This is a genomic window from Pseudopedobacter beijingensis, from assembly GCF_042678145.1.
In the GTDB taxonomy this organism is placed as follows: Bacteria; Bacteroidota; Bacteroidia; order Sphingobacteriales; family Sphingobacteriaceae; genus Pseudopedobacter; species Pseudopedobacter beijingensis.
In genome coordinates, this window is sequence record NZ_JBHUDG010000013.1 from 54,653 (window position 1) to 75,467 (window position 20,815).

The window sequence follows — 20,815 nt, forward strand, 5'->3', positions numbered from 1 at the left end:
TTAAATCTATAAAATGGCCTACAAAGAAAAAGAAATTAATAAGCTGTACTACTCTATTGGCGAGGTTGCATCTATGTTTGAAGTGAATACTTCTATGATTAGATTTTATGAAAAAGAATTTGACATTTTGCAACCGAAAAAAAACGCTAAAGGAAACAGATTATTCAGGCCGGAAGATATCGAAAACCTAAAGATTATTTTCCATTTGATTAAAGATAAAGGCTTTACGCTTCAGGGGGCCAAAGACTATATGAAAAGCAATAAAGACGATGTTGCCGATAATCAAAAAGTAATTGATTCTTTGGAAAAACTGAAAGCCTTTATGGTTAAACTGGGGGGCGAGTTATAATTTTAAGTAAACAATAACTGAACTCTTTTTTTACTGTTATCCTATAACAGATTTAATTGAACATATCATTCATATCAATATTAAAAATATAAAGTCTGGTAAGTTATTGTCATTCTCTCCTATTTATAAGAATAGCTGTCCGCCCCTATTTTAAAACATACAGCCCAATGCAATCAAAGTCTTCAGAAGATATTCTTTAACCGGGGAAGCTTTCGACACCATTATCATTTCTTTATAAAAAAACCATTTTTCTCTTTGATTATTCAACCTTCATGACAACCAATCACTTACTCTTACACTCCATAATCCAACAAAATAAACACCTAAAAAACAGCGACTGTTTTATCAAAACTTGTTCACAATAAAAGCGGCTCAATATAGCAACAAAGCCCATTGTGAATAATTTTTACGTAAATGTGTATAACATGTAAACCTCAACTGGTCCTTTACTATATTTTATTGGGTACTTTTGTAAAAGCACATCGTAAGGACATAAGTTCATCTTTCATTCTTGCAATAAGAAGGAGAAAGTTGAATCTTAAAGCTAAACGACTTTATGCAATAGTCTTACGATAAAATAAAATACTTTCTTACACAAAACAGATAACCATCTTGAATTCGGTTATTGTTTGTGTTGCAAATTAGGTTGGAAATAAATATAGAAAACATTAATACTATGAGCATTTTTGATAAACGAATTAACTACAAACCGTTCGAATACCCAGAAGTACTGGAATTTACTAATGCTATAAACAAGTCTTTTTGGGTTCACTCCGAAATCGATTTCACAGCAGATATTCAGGATTTCCATTCTCACCTTTCTGCCAACGAAAAAGAAAGTATCAAAAGAAGTTTATTGGCTATTGCACAAATAGAAGTAAACGTAAAATCATTCTGGGGAAATCTGTACAACCACTTACCAAAACCTGAGTTAAATGGTTTAGGAAGTACTTTTGCCGAATGCGAGTTCAGACATTCTGAAGCCTATTCCAGATTATTGGAAGTATTAGGATACAATAATGAATTCGAAAAAGTTGTAGAAATACCAGTTATCAAAAAAAGAATTGGTTATTTATCTTCTGCTTTAAAAGACACCAAGTCTGATGACAGAAAAGCATACATCAAATCACTGATATTATTTACTATTCTAATAGAGAACGTATCTCTATTTAGCCAATTTGCTATTATACTTTCATTTACACGCTTTCAGGGTGTAATGAAAAACGTTAGTAATATTATTGCCTGGACCTCTGTTGATGAGCAAATCCATGCTAATGCAGGTATTTTTCTGGTAAATAAAATCAAAGAAGAATTTCCGGAATACCTAGATGCCGAAACAGAGCAGGAAATTTACGATATCGTTAAAGACTCTATCAATATTGAAGATGAGATATTGGGATGGATATTCGAAAATGGTGAATTAGACCACATTAAACGGAATGACTTGCTTAACTTTATGAAGTACCGTATAGATGTAAGCTTGCAACAAATAGGTTTCAAAAAGTTATACAACGTAACCGAAGCGGAATACAGCCCGATGGTGTGGTTTGAAGAAGAAATATTTGCCAATAGTTTGGATGATTTCTTTGCAAAACGTCCGGTAGAATATACCAAACACGATAAGAGTATAAGTGCAGACGATTTATTTTAATATGTAACCCTATAATTTAGTACAATTATGCAAAACCTTTGGTGGCTTAACGAAGAAAGTGAACAAATATTAAACAGAGGGTACTTATTAAAAGGAGAAACACCTCTAAAAGCAATAGAACGTATTGCTAATGCTGCCGCAAAAAGATTATATAAGCCTGAACTTGCAGAACCATTTATAGAAATGATTAGCAAGGGATGGATGAGTTTAAGCTCGCCTATCTGGGCAAATATGGGCACCGAAAGAGGTTTGCCAATATCTTGCTTTAACGTACACGTACCAGACCATATTGAAGGCATTACCCATAAACTGGGTGAGGTAATCATGCAAACAAAAACCGGTGGCGGTACATCTGGTTATTTTGGCGAATTAAGAGCCAGAGGAACTGCTGTTACTGATAATGGTAAAAGTAGCGGTGCGGTAAGCTTTATGAAGCTTTTTGATACTGCAATGGATACAATTTCGCAAGGTGGAGTAAGACGCGGTGCTTTTGCTGCTTATCTGGACATAGACCATGCAGATATTAAAGAGTTTTTAGAAATCAAAAACATAGGTAACCCTATTCAGAATCTGTTTTACGGAGTTTGTGTACCAGATTACTGGATGCAGGATATGATTGATGGAGACAGAGAAAAGAGAGATGTATGGGCTAAGGTTTTAGAATCAAGACAACAAAAAGGATTACCTTACATTTTTTTCTCTGACAACGTAAACCGTTTCAAGCCAGAAGTATACAAAGATAAGGAGATGCCTATTTACGCCAGTAACCTGTGTTCTGAAATAGCTTTACCATCTTCAAAAGAAGAATCTTTTGTATGCTGTTTATCTTCTATGAATTTAGAACTTTACGATGAATGGAAAAATACCGGAGCTATAAGACTGGCTACTTTTTTCCTGGATGCGGTAATGAGTGAGTTTATAGAAAAAACAGAAGATAATCATTATCTAAAAGCAGCTAATACTTTTGCTAAAAACCATAGAGCATTAGGATTGGGTGTTATGGGCTGGCATTCTTACCTTCAAAAGAACATGATTGCTTTTGAAAGTTTAGAAGCCAAACAACTAACAAATACTATTTTTAAAGATTTACAGGAAAAGTCTTTAAAAGCATCGGAAGAGCTGGCTAATATCTATGGAGAACCTAGCTTATTAAAAGGTTATGGACGTAGAAACACCACATTGTTAGCTGTAGCACCTACAACCTCTTCTTCTGCTATTTTAGGCCAAACCTCTCCTGGTATAGAGCCTTACAGCAGTAACTATTATAAAGCTGGTTTGGCTAAAGGTAACTTTATCAGAAAAAACAAATACCTGAGAGCATTACTGGAAGATAAAGGTATAGATAACGAAGAAACCTGGAGAACTATTATGCTAAACCATGGTAGCGTTCAACACCTTTCTGAACTAACCCAGGATGAGAAAGATATATTTAAAACGTTTAAAGAATTGAGTCAGTACGAGATTATCCTACAGGCATCAATCAGACAAAAATATATTGATCAGGCGCAAAGTCTTAATATAAATATCCCATCTAACCTACCTATAAAAGATGTAAACAATCTGATTATAGAGGCATGGAAACTGGGCGTAAAAACACTTTATTACCAAAGAAGTCAAAGCGTTTCTAAAGAATTTGTTTCTAATCTGGTAACTTGTACCAGCTGCGAGGCCTAATTAATGTTTCTTTAAATAAAAATATAAGGAGAGACTTTCTCCAATAAAAACACCCCATAAAGTCAGCTACTTTTTTGGGGTGTTTTTATTTTATAAAGAAAAATACAAATTCAAAAACTACAGGTTGCGATTATTATATATGCATGTTGATAGGTAAGTTTTCTTACCTGAAACCTTGGAGCATCTCTAAAGCTTCTCTAAAGCATCTCTTAACGAAGGATGGAGCTTCTTTAGTTTTTAGATTACCACTGGTTTTAAAAGTTAACCATGAGACAAGACAACTATCTCTGAGCAGGTCTAAGGAATCATTAATATAATACCGGAGTTCGATTAATAACAAGCTAAAAATGAGTAATTTTTATCCTTGCCTTATAGAGATTTCTTCGCAGGCTTGTAATGCACAAAAAACAAGAGTGTCATCGTATAAGGAGAACCGACGAAGCAATCTCACTCAAGACCATTCAAACAACACAATAATAACCCAATTGAGGTTATTAACAGATTTCTCCACTTCGGTCGAAATAAACTGTGTATTTTTAAAAAAATTCATGAATGATGACTAATAAATCCTATCTCAAAAAAACAGATAATATTACTTCATCACCTATGACTACTATTTATAAAATCTAAAAATAATTTGTAGTTTGTGTTTTTTGACGTGGGCTATACTCTTAACAGGTACAGATTTTAAGGAAGGTATGATAAACATTTATGAAAGGATATGTAGGAAACCAATCCTTCCATAAATGCACTTATTTGTTTTGTAACTTAGTTTCTTTCTCCCAGACTAAGTTTTGATAATTAATGAATTCCTCTAAATAAACGGCTCCATCTTATTTTCGAGAAGAAAGAACCTTCTTCATTCCAACTCATCCATATAAACAGCGCTTTACCTACAATATGGTCTTCCGGAACAAATCCCCAATAGCGGGAGTCTGCCGAATTATGACGGTTATCCCCCATCATCCAATAATAGTTTTGTTTAAAGGTATAAGAGTCTGTTTGCTGACCATTGATATAAAAAACGCCGTCTTTTATTTCCAGTTTATTATTCTCGTACACAGAAATAGCCCGTTCATAAATAGAAATATTTACAGAGTCTAATTTAACTGTCCATCCTTCTTTAGGGATAATAACAGGACCGTAATTATCCTGATTCCATGGTAATTTAGGATTGTGCGGAAAAATCTCATCTCTGTACTCTCCTTTTTCTGAATTGATTTCCATAATACTTTCTACATTCGAGAAAGCTTTTAGTTTTTCAACTTCAGATTTGGGCATAATTCCTACAAAAACATCTCTGCTAGGTGTCTGCATTAAAGTAACAGGCATGTTCTGCAAAGCAACGGGATTAAACTCCTCGCCATTTGTTTTGATATAATATTCTGTCTGGCTCATTTCCGGAGCATCAACAACCTTTCCGTTAACAGACACCACACCGTCATTAATAGCCAGTGTGTCTCCACCAATAGCTAAACACCTTTTAATATAGTTTTCTCTTTTATCAATAGGCCTGTTAAATGGTGCATCGGCTTCCATAGGATAATTGAAAACAACTACATCATTCCGCTTAATTTTTTGTAAGCCGGGAAGTCTGTAATACGGCAATTGCCATCCATCCCAATAAGCTTTTGTTCCTATAACAGGCATAGTATGGTGCGCAAAAGGGAAAGCTATGGGTGTAATAGGCGTACGCGCTCCATAATTTACTTTACTTACAAACAGGAAATCGCCTACTAACAAAGATCTTTCCATAGACCCCGTTGGAATAGTGTAAGCTTCTATAAATAATCCCCTAATAATTGTAGCAGCAATAACGGCAAAAACAATAGCGTCTACCCACTCTCTGGTAGCACTTTTTTTCTTTTTATTGGCCGTATCCTTTTTGGATTTCTTTTGCCAAAACTTCCAGTTCATTTATTATGGTGTTTTAAATTTTAAAATCATACATTTCTTTCACAGAGTAAAATCCCTGTTTACCAGGAAGCCACTCTGCCGCTAAAACAGCACCTAATGCAAATCCCTGACGTCCGTGTGCAATATGTTTAAGTTCAATCCTATCTACTTCAGAATCGTAAAGCACAACGTGTGTTCCCGGTACTTCGCCTTCTCTAAAAGAGTTTATAATTAGATTCTCTGGTTTATGTAATGTTACATCATCTGAATTGTCTGCATTTACATCAACCCATTGTTTTTTATCTTTAAATTCTCCCAAAATATCTTCTGCAATAGTAATTGCTGTACCGCTTGGAGAATCTAATTTATGAATATGATGAATTTCTTCCATACAAACATCATACTGATCTGAAAAATTATCCATCATCTTTGCTGCTATTTTACTAATCTGGAAGAAGATGTTTACCCCTACACTAAAATTGGAACCGTACATTATTGGCGTATTAGCAGCCACACATGCATCTTTAACAGCCTGTAATTGCCCATACCAACCTGTGGTACCTACCACCAAGGGAACTTTAGCTTCTATACATTTGTATATATTGTCTAATACCGTGTGGGGGGTACTAAACTCTATGGCAACATCAGCTTTCTGAAGGTTTTCAACCGTAAGTTCGCTGATATTATTTTCATCTATTTTAAGTACTATTTCATGGTTACGATCCAGAGCTATACCTTCGATCATTTTTCCCATTTTTCCGTAGCCTAATAATGCTATTTTCATAATTTGATACTTAGTTTAAGCATAGGCACAGGAGCCTGAAGTCCCGAACCCGCATACATTGGTGTATAAACTGATGGTTGTATTTTTATTGATAAATTATCACTCACATCAAATGTCGCCATTTTAGCGTCAATATAAGCGTCTATCATCTGCAAAGAATGGAAAGCTATAAAGCCAAGAATTGCCAAATCTCTGTTTCTTCTGTAAAAGTCTTTGGTATTATAAATCTGCTCATCACTGGCAAATTTATAATCGGGGTTCTGAGCAGCCTCATTACCACTTTTTCTAACCTGGCTTTCTTTTAAGAATATTTTATAGTAACGCTGATTAAACTCATAATAAAGCCCAACTCCTACATATCCTCCATAAACCAAAGGCACTTTCCACCATTTTCCGTTACGCCATTGCCCCCATCCGGGAATAATAGCTGAACGCATAACAGCTTTCTGCGGCGACTGCAATTTACTGGAATCTCTAAATAAGGTATTTCCTCTTTCCTTAATTGCAGGCCCCAAATCGCTCTTTTCACGCATCACTTTATTAGACAAAGAGTCTAACTCCTGCGCCCTGACCTGGATGACAAGAAACAGCAATAACAGCGCCGATATAACATATTTGGACATAAGTTTTACCAGTCGAGCAGCTCTAGAATCCTATTTAGGTCATCATCTGAAAGGAAAGGAATTTCTATAGCTCCTTTTCCATTTGCTCCGACTTTCATTTTTATTTTTGTAGCAAATTTAGAAGACAAATCGTCCTGAATTTTTTGGTATTGAAAAGAAACAGCATCAGCTTTTTTACCTTTTTCTAATTTCCCACCTTCACTTTGCTTCAGGTTTCTAACCAGTTCTTCTACTTTTCTTACTGATAAATCTTTATCAATAATTTCTTTAAATATAAACAATTGATTTGCCGGATCTTCTACACTAATAAGTGCGCGGGCATGCCCCATTGATAACTGGTTATCACGTATTGCTGCTTGTATAACCGGCGGCAATTTTAATAACCTCAGATAGTTAGTTACAGTAGACCTGTTTTTAGACACTCTATCTCCCAGTTCTTCCTGTTTTAGATTACACTCATCTATCATTCTCTGAAAACTCAAAGCAACCTCTATAGAATTCAGGTTTTCTCTTTGAATGTTCTCTATCAATGCCATTTCCAGCATTTGCTGGTCATTAGCAGTACGCACATAAGCCGGAATATCTTCTATTCCCGCCATTCTAGTGGCTCTTAATCTTCTTTCTCCGGAAATTAACTGATACCTGTTATCTCCTACTTTTCTAACAGTAATAGGCTGAATAAGCCCTTGTAGTTTTATAGATTCAGAAAGTTCCTGTAACGCATCTTCATCAAACTCAAAACGAGGCTGAAAAGGGTTTACTTCTATCTGATTGATCTTGATTTTATTTACGGATCCAACTGCTGCCGATGATGCACCTTCGTTCCCCGAAATTTCTGAATAACCTCCTCTGGGTACTTCTGGTGTATCGTTTAATAAAGCACCTAAACCTTTTCCTAATCCAAATTTTCTATCTTTACTCATTATATTTTTCTTCCTGTTTTAAGAACCTGAATTTTCTACTGATAATCCATTTTTACGGATTATTTCACGGGCTAAATTCAGATAATTAATAGCTCCCTTTGAATTTGCATCATGCATAATTACAGATACCCCAAAGCTAGGTGCTTCACTTAAACGGGTATTTCTGGCAATAATAGTATCAAATACCAAATCTTCGAAATGTGAACGAACTTCTTCAACCACCTGATTGGACAATCTTAAACGTACATCGTACATGGTTAATAAAATTCCTTCTATCTGCAATTCAGGGTTCAGTCTGGTTTGTACAATCTTGATGGTATTTAATAGTTTCCCTAAACCTTCTAAGGCAAAATACTCACATTGTACCGGAATAATTACCGAGTCTGCTGCTGTTAAAGCGTTAATGGTAATTAAACCTAGAGATGGTGAACAGTCTATGATAATAAAATCGTATTCGTCTTTTACCTTATCTAACACTGCTTTCATCTTGTATTCACGCTCATGCAGATTGATCATCTCAATCTCGGCACCTACCAAATCAATATGTGCAGGAAGTAAATCCAAATTGGGCGTATCTGTATTTTTGATGGCCTCTTTAGGATCTACATCATTAATAATACATTCGTAAATACTTGTTTTTATGGTGCGAGGGTCAAAACCTATTCCCGAGGTTGAATTAGCCTGCGGATCGGCATCAACAATCAAGGTTTTATACTCTAAAACAGCTAAACTGGCTGCTAAATTTATTGAGGAGGTAGTTTTACCTACTCCACCTTTTTGGTTGGCAATTGCTATTATCTTACTCATCTAACTTATAAGAGCTATATTTCCGGTTCGTGTTTTGATCTCTATTTTCTAATAATTTCGTAATTTCGGGACTGTTTCTTCCCGTTTCACATATGGGCACAAGATACAAATTTATACAATATCAATTTCAACAGGTTTATACGATTTATACACATAATTATGACTTTAATAGTCGCAGCTACTAACAGACTTAACAGCAATACGTTAAAAGTTTCTAAATATTATCAGAAAATATTAAAAGAAAAGGGACATGATGCCGAGATCTTTTCTTTAACAGATTTACCTCACGATTTTCAGTCTACAGATCTTTACGGAAAAAGAAGCGAGGCTTTTGCACAATTATTGAAAAAGGTAAACGAAGTACAGAAGTTTATTTTTGTAATCCCTGAATACAACGGTAGCTTTCCGGGTATACTAAAACTTTTTATAGATGCTTGTGATTTCCCTGATTCTTTTTACGAAAAAAAAGCAGCTCTGGTTGGTCTTTCTTCTGGTAAGTACGGAAATATCAGAGGAATAGATCATTTCACCGGGGTTTGTAATTATATTCATTTAAATGTGATGCCCTTAAAAATTCACCTTACTTATATTAACAAGGATTTGAATGATCTGGGTAATTTCATTACTGAAGACAGTATTAAGTTTATCAGCCAACAGGTTGATAAATTTTTAAAATTTTAACTCATGGATATTGTAAGATTGACTGATATTACACATCCTTTGTTTAGTGCTTTCTGGGAAATTTACAATGACAATTTTCCAAAAACTGAAAAAAGAAACTTAAAACAACAGGAAGAAACCTTTATAAAAAAAGAGTATGCGCTGGATATTTACAGGGAAAACGATGTGATAAAGGGTTTCTTAGCATATTGGTCTTTTCCAGAATTTATTTTCGTAGAACATCTGGCAATTTCTAAAGAAGGACAGGGAAAAGGTTTAGGAAAAACTATATTACAGAATTTTATTAAAAATAATACTCTTCCGATTATATTGGAAATTGAGCATCCGGTGGATGAAACTTCTATCAGAAGATTAAATTTTTATGAGCGGCTGGGGTTTGTAAAAAATCATCACCTGCATTTCCAACCTCCTTTTATAAAAGGAGATGCTCCTCTGGGTTTAACCGTATTAAGTTTGGAAAAACCTTTTTCGGCTATGCTTTATGCAAGTTTTGCCCGTAAACAAAAAGAAGTTATTATGAATCATCAGTATTAAATAGCTAATACCAGGTTAATTGTATCAGCTATTTAATATCATTGATTTATATCCCTAATTTTATCCATACCTGCCCATCTAAGCCAAAGCTGAAATACTTAGGTGTAATTATCTCGGCAAGTGCTTCTAAAACATCTACTTTTTCCTGAGCTACTGAGGTATGCAAAAACCGATTATCAAAAATAAACACCTTATTTTCTTTAACGGCTTTCAGATTGCTAAAATCTTCTTTTTGAAAAATACCCGAAGCTTTCCCTAACGAGCTTTCTAAAGACTCTTCTGGAAAAGAAAGTATGATAACGTCCGGATCCAGATCTAACACTTCATCCCAAATCTGTACATCATAATAACTTCCACCGGCTTTGGTCATCATATCTTTCAGCGTTTCGTTTACGGCTGATTTCACCGGATTTAAATTTTCTAAAATGATCATTTTAAGTTTATCGGGAAAAAACTTCAGTTTGTGCACTACCAGATCTACACGCTCTTGCAGCTCTTCTGCCAATTCCTCATTCTGTTCCAATATTCCTAAAATTTCCATCTTTCAATTCTATTTTGCCACAAAGGTATAAAAACATTTACCGTTAGATAAGCCTGAAATCTTGTTCTTTTATGGATTTTTTAATTTCCACCCATTCCTCCCTGACCTTCTCCTTGTTTCAGATCATCGTTTTTAACTCCTTTTTTAGGATTTTGGTTTACTTTCAGATTACCAAATCTCCAGCTAAAATTCACTCCTACAGATCTAAACGGTATAGAAAAATTACTGTATTGAGTAAAACCATCGCCAATAATTTCGCTTTTAAAGTTTTTACGGTTATTAAACGGATCTATTACATTAATTCCCACGCTTCCTTTCTTATTAAACAACTCTTTTTTAACACCAAGATTCCACATATTGAAAGAAGGATTTTTTCCCTGGAAAGTTCGTCTCGGAGAATTCGCAATTAAAAAGGTTTCAAAGGTAATTCCTTTTGGAAACTGGTAAGTTCCGCTAACAAAGGCATTGTACATTAAATAAGTTTTATTTTCTGCATTGGACAGATTTATACTATTACTGCCTAACGTGATATCATAAGTATAAATATTAAAGTTACCCCTTAAAGTTAACGGCTTTATAGGATTTACCGAGCCAAAGAAGTTAAAGCCGAAAGAATTGTTTTTACCAACATTTTCAAAAGTGGTTAAAGCAATATCTTTACCATCCATTTCTACTTGTTTAATTACATTTTCGATAATATTCTGTGTATTTCTGTAATATACAGAGGCATTAATTACAGTAGTTTTTATAAACCGGGAATAGTTGATTTCATAATTATCTGCTATTTCTGGAGATAAATAAGGATTTCCTTGTGATTGATTATAAAAATCTGCTGCGTTTCTGAAAGGGTTCAGGTAAAAAACACTGGGACGTTGAATTCTTTTATTGTAGCTCAACTTAACCGTTTGCATATTACTGAACGTTCTGGACAATACTATGCTCGGCACAAAATTCCCATAATTATTTTTAAACGGATCAAAAGTACCGCTTCCGGCATCATTACCATCAATTTCTGTTCTTTCGTATCTGGCACCGGCTTTTATCCCATATTTTTTTGCCAGTGTAAAGCCAAATGTGGCGTAACCTGAATAAACATTCTGGTTATAATCGTAAATAAAATTCCTATTGGGCACAGGAAATCCATTTCCACCATTCAAATCAGTGCTATCTACTTTGGATTCATTATCTATATTTCTTACAATGGCCTTAAGTCCGGTTTCTAAAGTAACTCCTTTAAACGGATGTGTGTAATCTAACTGAAATGTCGATTCTTTATTAATAGCATCGCTGGCTCCTATTTCTTTTCTGAACTTTTGGTCCATATACGAATTATAGTCGTTATTCAATTCGCTCTTGCTTAACTGCCATGCTAATGAAATTTCCTGACCATCTTTCTTAAACTTATGCGTATAGTCGTTATTCCAGTCGTAACTGATTACCTTATTTTTATTATCGGTAATTCTTCTAAAAAGCTGATCTACTCCTCCAAACTGGTTAAAATTATCATTAAAACCATCCACACCAAACTGGAACCAGTTAACCTTGAGATTGGTATTTATTGAATTGTATTTATTAAAATCGTAATCGGCACCAACAGATCCGTTTGTAGCTAAACGATCAGTTGTACTTTCGCCATGTTGTTTATTAAAATCTCCATTATCACTTATCCTGTTCATATCTATAATAGAGGTTTGTGGCCACGAATAATAACCTCCTGCATTACCAAATACCGTTAATCTTCCTTTTTTAGCATTCAGGTTTAGATTTCCACTATTCTGCCTGGTTCCTACGCCTGCATTTACAGAGCCACTTATACCTTCCAGGTTATTTTTCTTAGTGATGATATTGATAATACCCGAAGTACCTTCTGCATCGTATTTTGCAGATGGCGAAGTAATCACTTCCACATTTTTAATCTGATCTGCCGGTATTGCTTTCAAAGCATCTGCAATACTTCCTGCCATTGTTCCAGATGGCTTTCCATTAATCAGTACTTTTATATTAGAACTTCCTCTCAAAGAAACATTCCCTTCATAATCTACAGAAAGTAAGGGTACTTTTCGTAATACATCTACCGCTGTACCTCCTGATATAGCGACGTCTTTTTCTGCATTATAAACCAGCTTATCTATTTTATTTTCTATAATATTAGCTTGCCCTTCTACTACAACTTCCTGTAACACTTTGCTGTTAGGTGATAGAATAATTGTACCTAAGTTTAGGTCCGGTTTGCTGTTTGTGGTAGTTACGGGTTCTATAATTTTAGTTTTGTAACCTATAAAAGAAATGGTAAGCCTGTATTTTCCCGGTGTCACTTTTTCCAGTTTAAAAGCGCCTTTCTCATCCGCCAAAGCTCCGTTAACAGATTTTGTCTGACCTACTGAAGATAATGAAACCGCAGCATAATCTACCGGTGCTTTGGTTAAAGAATCGATAATTACACCCGAAACTTTACCTACGATAGCATTTTGTTGAGGGCCTGCTCCCGGATATTGCTGCGCTTGCGTATTAATGATGGAAAATAAAAGAACGGATAAAATATAAAAAAGTCTCATGAAGTATTTTTTATGTTTGATTGGATTTTCTTGCTTTTGTTACAAAAAGATCTATTTTTTTTACTGGAACAAAGTTAACTCCTCATAAATAAATGAAAAGCCAAATTTTGTTAAATGATAATTCAATAAAAACAGATTAGTTAGGTCGTTTACTAAAAAAGGCCTGTACAATTTGATTTATACAGGCCTTTTTATTCAGCACTAATTTTTAAGACAGCAGCTTTATACCACTACATTAATAATTCTACCTTTAACTATAATAACCTTTTTAGGCGTTTTTCCTTCTAAATATTTTTGAACCTGTTCGCTCTGCAAAATTTGTTTTTCTATTTCTGCGTTATCCAAATCTAAAGCAAAACTGATATTTGCTCTCGTTTTTCCGTTTATTGATACCGGATAATTGAATTCGCTTTCAACCAGATACTCAGGATTAAATTTAGGGAATAGTGCTTTAGATAATGTACCTGCCTCGTTTCCTAAAAGTGCCCAAATTTCTTCGGTGATATGCGGAGCGTAGGATGAAAGCAATAAAGTAAGATCCTGAAGGATTGATTTTTTATTGCATTTCAAATCTGTAAGCTCATTTACAGTAATCATAAAGCTGGATACCGATGTATTGAAAGAGAAACGTTCAATATCTTCTTCTACTTTTTTGATTAATTTATGTAACGATTTTAATTCTTGTTTGGTAGGCTCTTCATCAGAAACTACAAATTCAAAAGCATCATTATGAAACAACTTCCAGTATTTTCTTAAGAATTTAAACACACCTTCTATACCATTGGTATTCCAGGGTTTACTTTGCTCTAAAGGTCCCAAAAACATTTCGTACATACGTAATGTATCTGCTCCATATCTTTCTATCAAATCGTCAGGGTTAACGACATTGAACTTAGATTTAGACATTTTCTCGACCTCTACACCACAAAGGTACTTGCCTTCTTCTAAAATAAATTCGGCATTTTTAAACTCTTCTCTCCAATTTCTGAATTTATCTAAATTCAACACATCATTTTCAACAATATTTACATCTACATGTAATGCTGTAGTTTGATAATCGTTTTTTAGACCGCAAGAAACAAACTTATTGGTAGCTCTGCCATCTTCTCCAATAATGCGATAAACAAAATTAGAACGCCCCTGAATCATTCCCTGATTAATCAGTTTTTTGAATGGCTCTTCTTCTTTGGCTAAACCAATATCTTTTAAAAATTTATTCCAAAAACGGCTGTATAATAAGTGTCCGGTAGCGTGTTCTGAACCACCAATGTACAAATCAACATCTTGCCAGTAATTGATAGCTTTTGACGATACAAATTCTTTATTGTTATTTGCATCCATATACCTGAACCAATACCAACTGCTTCCTGCCCAACCCGGCATAGTACTCAATTCATATTCGTACTGGTCTTTATATTTCCAGTTTTTGGCTCTTCCTAATGGGGGTTCACCTGTTTCTGTAGGCAAATACTTATCTACTTCTGGCAACAACAAAGGCAACTCGCTTTCGTCTATCAGGTATGGTAGTCCATTTTTAAAGTACACAGGAACAGGCTCTCCCCAATAACGTTGACGACCAAAAATGGCGTCGCGCATGCGGTAATTGATTTTTGCATAGCCTTGTCCATTTTCTTCTAAATGGGTAATAAGCTTAGTTACAGCTTCCTGATATCCTAAACCATTTATAATTCCGGAGTTTATATATTTCCCTTCTTTTGTTGGATCTGCCTGCCCATCTAAAACCTGAGCATCTAAAATAGGAACGATAGGCAAATTAAAATGGGAGGCAAAAAGATAATCTCTCTGATCGCCAGAAGGAACCGCCATTACTGCTCCGGTCCCATAACCCGCTAACACATAATCTGCAATCCATACCGGAACCTGCTCTCCGTTCATAGGATTAACTGCATAGGCTCCTGTAAAAGCTCCCGATACGGTTTTAGTATCAGACATCCTGTCCAGTTCTGATTTCTTTTTGGTTTGCTGGATATACAGCTCTATCTCTTCTTTACGGTCTGGCGTGGTAATTTTTGATACCAATTCATGTTCAGGTGCTATTACTAAAAAACTAACTCCATAAATTGTATCTACACGGGTGGTAAAAACTTGTATTTTGTCATTAGCGTTAGCAAGCTGAAAATCTACCATTGCCCCTACACTCTTACCAATCCAATTACGCTGCATTTCTTTCAACGGTTCTGGCCAGTCAATAGTATCTAATCCCTGCAATAGCCTTTCCGCATAAGCTGTTATACGCATGCTCCATTGCATCATTTTCTTTTGTTCTACCGGATGTCCGCCTCTTTCCGAGAAACCACCAATCACTTCATCATTAGCCAAAACAGTACCTAATGCTGCACACCAATTTACTGTACTTTCTTTTAGGAAAGCCAAACGGTACTTCAATAATTCTTGTTGTTTTTCTTCTTCTGTAAGCGACGACCAATCTGAAGGTAACATTTTCCGAGTATCATCATCACACACTGCTTTTACTCCTTCTGTCCCTACGGTTTCGAATTTATGAATCAACGTAGAAATATGCTCTGCTTTGTCTGATTCTGTATTATACCACGAATTAAACAATTGCATAAAAATCCACTGCGTCCATTTATAATAATCAGGAGAACTGGTACGAACTTCTTTACTCCAATCAAAAGAAAAGCCTATGTTATCTAATTGTTCTCTATATCTATTGATATTTGTTTCTGTAGTTATAGCCGGATGCTGTCCGGTTTGAATGGCATATTGCTCCGCTGGTAAACCAAACGAATCATAACCCATGGGGTGCAGTACATTAAAACCTTTGAGTCTTTTATATCTGGAAAAAATATCTGAAGCTATATAACCCAACGGATGTCCCACATGTAAACCTGCTCCTGAAGGATAGGGAAACATATCTAAAACATAATATTTAGGTTTCGATTCATCTACACCCACTTTATACGTTTCGTTATCAGCCCAAAATTGCTGCCACTTTTTCTCGATATTCTTAAATTGATAATCCATATTCACTGTTAGATACAAAGACCTATATAATACGCTTTATTTATATGAATTGCGAAAATAAAAAAATTAATACGAACGAGTCCTCCTTTTAATGAATAAAAGTATTTAAACAAAAGAAGCCGCTCTGAAAATACAGAACGGCTTTTATTGCCCACTTGCTTTTATCCCAAAGAATTATTGTCTCACATAATGTGTTTCAGTTATATAAACTGTTTTAATACCATCGTCCTCATAAACATCTTCGTCTATAATAATCAGGGTTTTGCCATCTAATTTCACTTTAACAACGTCTTTTCCATCAGCAATCAACTGATTATTAGAATAAGTATATCTTCCTTTTATAGCTTCATTTTCTTGTTGTCCATCTACATACCTTATAAAAGTATAATTACCTCCATTAAAAGTAAATATCTCATAGTTATTAGCATCATACTCTTCTATTTGACTATCTCCCTCTTGAACCCCATTTACGGTATAATAGGCTATATCTTTAGTAGATTTCCATGTTCCTTCTATAGACAAAGCGTCATCATTTTTATCTTTTTTACATGCTGTAAAAACTGTTGCAGTCAACGCAAACATCATCAAAATAAATAGTTTCTTTTTCATAGTTTCTTAAATTTTTAATTGTTTTTTAATGCAGCAAATAAACATCTCCTTCTCTATAAAAAAAATACCCAATACTAGGTATTTATTACCTTATCATACTTTTAACTGCTTTAATGACCCTAAAAAATCAAATTTCAACTCTTGTTTTTTTATACAGTAAACATAAATGCAGGCTTTATTCGTTAAATGCTTGTTAAACTTGCTCTTTTTACGCCAAGGTTTATTATTTTCGCATTATAATCATCATTATTTATGGAAGAATTCGAAGACAGCAGGGCATCAAAAAAAACGAAAACCATCTATATATCTACTGTTATTAGTATTTCGTTGGTTTTGCTTATGGTAGGTTTACTGGGATTGATTATTGTCCATGGCCGAAATCTTTCTAATTATGTTAAGGAAAACATTGTGCTCAACGTGATTATTAATGAAGGCACTAAGGAGGCGGATATTTTGGCATTGCAAAAGCAAATCGAGGGAAATGAATATGTAAAATCTACGCAATACATTAGTAAAGAACTTGCTGCCAGAAACTTAACACAGGATTTAGGTGAAGATTTTATCAAATTCCTGGGTTATAACCCATTATTATCTTCTATAGATGTTTATATGAAGGCTGATTTTGCCAATAATGAAAGTATTGGCATTTTAAGCAAGCAGCTGCAAAGTAACCCCATGATTAATGAGGTAAGATACCAAAAATCTTTAGTAGATATGATTAACCAAAATATCAGAACTATATCTTTAGTAATTTTCGGTTTCGCAGCTGTATTACTATTTATTGCTGTCGGATTAATCAATAACACCATTAGACTAGCCATTTACTCACAAAGATTTCTTATCAAGAGTATGCAATTGGTGGGCGCTACTAAAAGTTTCATACGTCAGCCTTTTATTACATACGGCATATTGCATGGTTTAATAGCCGGTTTAATTTCTATTATTCTGCTTATACTTACCTTATACCTGGCACAACAGCAAATACCTGAACTGGTTATATTAAGAAACTACTATGAGTTTGGTTTAGTATTCCTGATTGTTATTGGTGTAGGTATACTTATTTCCTCTTTAAGCACTTATTTTGCGGTAAGCAAATACTTAAAACTAAAAATTTACGACTTATACAGATAGTACGTCATGTTAGAAAAAAATAAAAACAAAGTCACCTTTGTGTTTGACAAAAGCAATTATCAATTCCTTATCATCAGCATTATAACGGTAATAATTGGTTTTTTATTGATGATGGGTCAAACAGACATCTATAGTTTCAGAAAAATCGTTCTTTCTCCCATTATTATTTTAATTGGTTTCGGAATTGGTTTTTATGCCATCCTAAAAAAGAATTCATTAAGTAAATAATGAATATTATAGAAGCTATTATTCTGGCAATTATTGAAGGATTGACAGAGTTTCTCCCTGTATCATCTACAGGCCATATGATTATTGCTTCGTCACTGATGGGCATACAATCTGATGATTTTGTAAAACTTTTTACCGTAGCCATACAGTTAGGCACTATCCTTTCTGTGGTTGTACTTTACTTTAAACGCTTCTTTCAGTCATTTGATTTTTACCTCAAACTATTGGTAGCCTTCATTCCGGCTGTAGTTTTCGGTTTACTTTTCAGCAAAAAAATAGACGATTTACTGGAAAGCCCTCTCGCTGTAGCATTATCGTTAGTTATTGGAGGTATTATCCTTCTTTTTGTGGATAAATGGTTTAAAGACGGAAAGGTAGATAACACAAAGGATATGAGCTATGCCACAGCCCTAAAAGTAGGTTTTTTTCAATGTATTGCCATGATTCCGGGAGTTTCCAGATCTGGAGCATCCATTGTAGGAGGTATGTCTCAAAAATTGACTAGAAAAGCTGCTGCAGAATTTTCTTTTTTTCTAGCGGTACCTACCATGTTTGGAGCAACAGCAAAAAAATTATATGATTTTTTCAAAGATGGTCACTCTTTATCCGGGCAGGAAATTAACCTCTTGATTATAGGTAATATTATTGGTTTTATAGTAGCTATTATAGCTATCAGAAGCTTTATAGGCTATGTAAGTAAACATGGTTTTAAAGCATTTGGAATTTATAGAATTATTGTGGGGGGGATTATTTTAGCTTTATTATTAAGCGGAAATAATTTACAGGTGATGTAAAAGTAATGGTTAAAGAAATAGTAGAAAAAAAGTTTCCTGAATTTAATTTCACACAAGGCGAAGTCCTTTTACTTAATAAACCTTATAAATGGACATCTTTTGATGTAGTAGGCAAGTTAAGAAATTCGTTTAAGCCCTTAAAACTCAAAGTAGGACATGCGGGCACCCTTGATCCTCTGGCTACCGGCCTTTTGATTATTTGTACCGGAAAGTTAACTAAACAAATAGATACGTTTCAGGCAGAAGAAAAAGAATATACAGGCACCATCACACTGGGCTGTACCACGCCTTCTTATGATCTGGAGACCGAACCTAATGAGTTTTTTGATATTTCGGCTATTACAGAACAACAGATCATTGATAATACCAAAATATTTTTGGGAGAAATAGACCAGTTTCCGCCTATCCATTCGGCCATTAAAAAAGATGGAGAGCGACTATATCTTAAAGCCAGACGTGGCGAAGAGGTAGAAACTAAAGCAAGAAAAGTCACTATCTCTGAATTCGAGATTACCAGAGTAGAGTTTCCTGAAGTAGATTTCAGAGTAGTTTGTTCTAAGGGAACTTATATTCGTTCTCTGGCACACGATTTTGGAAAAAGCTTGAATGCCGGAGCGCATCTCTCCAGATTAAGAAGAACACGAAGTGGCAATTTCAGGATTGAGGATTCTTTTGAGATTATGGAACTGGTAAACCATATCAAAGAAATAAAAAGTCTTCCCGATTTCCAATAATTACTTTAATGTAAGAGACATGAAGATCTATAACCATATTGATGAATTTGTTAAACTCGAGAATGCAGCGGTCACAATAGGTACTTTTGATGGTGTTCATATCGGTCATAAAAAAATAATTGCCAAGCTAAAAGAAGAGGCAGCTAAAATAAATGGAGAAACTGTAATACTTACTTTTTTTCCTCATCCAAGGATGATCTTACATCCTGAAGACCAAAACTTAAAGTTAATTACCACCATTTCCGAAAAGGCAAAACTGCTTCAGGATTTGGGTGTAGACCATCTGATTATTACTCCTTTTACTAGAGATTTTTCTAACCTTCTACCAGAAGAGTATATTAAAAATATTCTGGTTGATAAAATTGGCACCAAAAAAATGGTAATTGGCTACGACCATCGTTTTGGTAAAGATCGGTCGGGTGGTTTACCCGAATTACAGAAGTACGCCCCCGTGTATGGCTATAATGTTACCGAAATTCCTGAACAAGATATCAATGCCATTACAATATCCTCTACCGAAATAAGAAAAGCTCTTAAAGAAGGAAACATAGAAAAAGCCAACAAGTTCCTAGGTTATGCTTTTCCGTTAAATGGCAAGGTTATAAAAGGAGATCAAATTGGTCGTACTTTAGGGTATCCGACAGCAAATTTGTATATAGAAGAAAGTTATAAGCTTATCCCTTCTGATGGGATTTATGCAGTAGAGGTTATTACTCATAGCTCCGATAAAAATAAAAACCAGGAAATTAAACAGGGTTATACAGTTGAAAATGCTACCGAAAACAATCGTTTTCGGGGTATGGCGTATATTGGACACCGTCCTACCATAAACGGATTAAGCCAAAATATTGAAGTCAATATCTTTGATTTTGACGAAGATATTTACCACACCACCATAGAAATGCTTTTCCTCCATTTCATCAGACATGATATTAAATTTAATTCTTTACAAGAGTTAACAGACAAACTCGCCGAAGATAAAATAAAGGTTCTGGAGAAATTCGGATCTTAAAAATTAGGCTGTACGCTTTACAAATACAGCCTAAAGATAGTTAGTTAGTGTAAAAATTCTTTTATTATTTCTATTACGAAATAAACCCCTTATAGGATTCAAAAATTTCACACAAAATTAATCAGATTATCTTTTATACAGTTGACCTCTCCGAATTGTTACAGTAAAAATCAATGTCAGTTAGGAATAACAAATATTGATTTTCAGACAGATCTCCCCCTTCAAACTCATTATATAATTCTTCAGTTCAATCTTTAATATAGTTTATTCAAATTGAGCAATT

At 34.6% G+C, this 20,815-nt stretch carries 19 protein-coding genes; 10 read left to right on the top strand and 9 right to left on the bottom strand.

All coding sequences use genetic code 11. The annotated features are described in order from the left end of the window. Positions 1-13 precede the first annotated feature (13 nt). The 3 genes from ACFSAH_RS09055 (at position 14) to ACFSAH_RS09065 (ending at position 3,674) form a co-directional block, all read left to right on the top strand. On the top strand, positions 14-349 hold the full coding sequence (locus tag ACFSAH_RS09055; protein ID WP_379662401.1) for a MerR family transcriptional regulator: 336 nt from the start codon (positions 14-16) through the stop codon (positions 347-349). 676 nt (positions 350-1,025) lie between these two features. Beyond that, entirely contained in the window at positions 1,026-2,000 is a 975-nt protein-coding gene (locus ACFSAH_RS09060; RefSeq protein WP_379662402.1) for a ribonucleotide-diphosphate reductase subunit beta, read from the top strand. 27 nt (positions 2,001-2,027) lie between these two features. Further along, positions 2,028-3,674, top strand: a complete 1,647-nt coding sequence (locus tag ACFSAH_RS09065) for a ribonucleoside-diphosphate reductase subunit alpha (RefSeq protein WP_379662403.1) — start codon at positions 2,028-2,030, stop codon at positions 3,672-3,674. 801 nt (positions 3,675-4,475) lie between these two features. On the opposite strand, the gene lepB is transcribed toward ACFSAH_RS09065, so the two are convergent. Genes lepB through ACFSAH_RS09090 form a run of 5 tightly spaced genes read right to left on the bottom strand, consistent with a single transcriptional unit; the run spans position 4,476 to position 8,707 of the window. Continuing rightward, the gene (gene lepB / locus ACFSAH_RS09070) at positions 4,476-5,591 is read right to left on the bottom strand and encodes a signal peptidase I (protein ID WP_379662404.1); all 1,116 of its coding nucleotides are present in this window, start codon (positions 5,589-5,591) and stop codon (positions 4,476-4,478) included. A gap of 13 nt (positions 5,592-5,604) precedes the next feature. Further along, complete coding sequence (gene dapB, locus ACFSAH_RS09075; protein ID WP_379662405.1) at positions 5,605-6,354, bottom strand: 4-hydroxy-tetrahydrodipicolinate reductase; 750 nt, start codon at positions 6,352-6,354, stop codon at positions 5,605-5,607. Then, the gene (locus ACFSAH_RS09080; protein ID WP_379662406.1) at positions 6,351-6,977 is read right to left on the bottom strand and encodes a DUF5683 domain-containing protein; all 627 of its coding nucleotides are present in this window, start codon (positions 6,975-6,977) and stop codon (positions 6,351-6,353) included. Before ACFSAH_RS09080 ends, dapB begins: the two co-directional genes overlap by 4 nt. Before the next feature lie 5 nt (positions 6,978-6,982). Continuing rightward, positions 6,983-7,900 carry a ParB/RepB/Spo0J family partition protein gene (locus ACFSAH_RS09085; RefSeq protein ID WP_379662407.1) on the bottom strand — a complete coding sequence of 306 codons (918 nt, stop codon included), beginning with the start codon at positions 7,898-7,900 and terminating at the stop codon, positions 6,983-6,985. An 18-nt stretch (positions 7,901-7,918) separates the two neighbouring features. Beyond that, on the bottom strand, positions 7,919-8,707 hold the full coding sequence (locus tag ACFSAH_RS09090; RefSeq protein WP_379662408.1) for a ParA family protein: 789 nt from the start codon (positions 8,705-8,707) through the stop codon (positions 7,919-7,921). A 159-nt stretch (positions 8,708-8,866) separates the two neighbouring features. Here ACFSAH_RS09090 and ACFSAH_RS09095 point away from each other — a divergent pair, with 159 nt between their 5' ends. Beyond that, entirely contained in the window at positions 8,867-9,388 is a 522-nt protein-coding gene (locus ACFSAH_RS09095; protein WP_379662409.1) for an NADPH-dependent FMN reductase, read from the top strand. Between the two features lie 3 nt (positions 9,389-9,391). After that, positions 9,392-9,922 carry a GNAT family N-acetyltransferase gene (locus tag ACFSAH_RS09100; protein WP_379662410.1) on the top strand — a complete coding sequence of 177 codons (531 nt, stop codon included), beginning with the start codon at positions 9,392-9,394 and terminating at the stop codon, positions 9,920-9,922. A gap of 46 nt (positions 9,923-9,968) precedes the next feature. On the opposite strand, the gene ACFSAH_RS09105 is transcribed toward ACFSAH_RS09100, so the two are convergent. The 4 genes from ACFSAH_RS09105 to ACFSAH_RS09120 form a co-directional block, all read right to left on the bottom strand. Continuing rightward, the gene (locus ACFSAH_RS09105) at positions 9,969-10,463 is read right to left on the bottom strand and encodes an ABC transporter substrate-binding protein (protein ID WP_379662411.1); all 495 of its coding nucleotides are present in this window, start codon (positions 10,461-10,463) and stop codon (positions 9,969-9,971) included. An 80-nt stretch (positions 10,464-10,543) separates the two neighbouring features. After that, a complete protein-coding gene (locus ACFSAH_RS09110; RefSeq protein ID WP_379662412.1) occupies positions 10,544-13,018 on the bottom strand; it encodes a TonB-dependent receptor in 2,475 nt (824 codons plus the stop codon). Between the two features lie 222 nt (positions 13,019-13,240). Further along, entirely contained in the window at positions 13,241-16,024 is a 2,784-nt protein-coding gene (gene leuS, locus ACFSAH_RS09115) for a leucine--tRNA ligase (protein ID WP_379662413.1), read from the bottom strand. Between the two features lie 174 nt (positions 16,025-16,198). After that, positions 16,199-16,633 (bottom strand): hypothetical protein, encoded by a 435-nt coding sequence (locus tag ACFSAH_RS09120; protein ID WP_379662414.1) that lies wholly within the window; start codon positions 16,631-16,633, stop codon positions 16,199-16,201. A 252-nt stretch (positions 16,634-16,885) separates the two neighbouring features. Here ACFSAH_RS09120 and ACFSAH_RS09125 point away from each other — a divergent pair, with 252 nt between their 5' ends. Genes ACFSAH_RS09125 through ACFSAH_RS09145 form a run of 5 tightly spaced genes read left to right on the top strand, consistent with a single transcriptional unit; the run spans position 16,886 to position 20,532 of the window. Continuing rightward, positions 16,886-17,764 carry a cell division protein FtsX gene (locus ACFSAH_RS09125; protein ID WP_379662415.1) on the top strand — a complete coding sequence of 293 codons (879 nt, stop codon included), beginning with the start codon at positions 16,886-16,888 and terminating at the stop codon, positions 17,762-17,764. A gap of 6 nt (positions 17,765-17,770) precedes the next feature. Next, positions 17,771-17,992, top strand: coding sequence for a DUF3098 domain-containing protein (locus ACFSAH_RS09130; protein ID WP_379662416.1), 222 nt, complete (start codon positions 17,771-17,773; stop codon positions 17,990-17,992). After that, on the top strand, positions 17,992-18,786 hold the full coding sequence (locus ACFSAH_RS09135) for an undecaprenyl-diphosphate phosphatase (protein WP_379662417.1): 795 nt from the start codon (positions 17,992-17,994) through the stop codon (positions 18,784-18,786). Before ACFSAH_RS09130 ends, ACFSAH_RS09135 begins: the two co-directional genes overlap by 1 nt. Before the next feature lie 5 nt (positions 18,787-18,791). Then, on the top strand, positions 18,792-19,520 hold the full coding sequence (gene truB, locus ACFSAH_RS09140; protein ID WP_379662418.1) for a tRNA pseudouridine(55) synthase TruB: 729 nt from the start codon (positions 18,792-18,794) through the stop codon (positions 19,518-19,520). Positions 19,521-19,539: 19 nt separating this feature from the next. Next, on the top strand, positions 19,540-20,532 hold the full coding sequence (locus tag ACFSAH_RS09145; protein ID WP_379662419.1) for a bifunctional riboflavin kinase/FAD synthetase: 993 nt from the start codon (positions 19,540-19,542) through the stop codon (positions 20,530-20,532). The last annotated feature ends 283 nt before the right edge of the window (positions 20,533-20,815 follow it).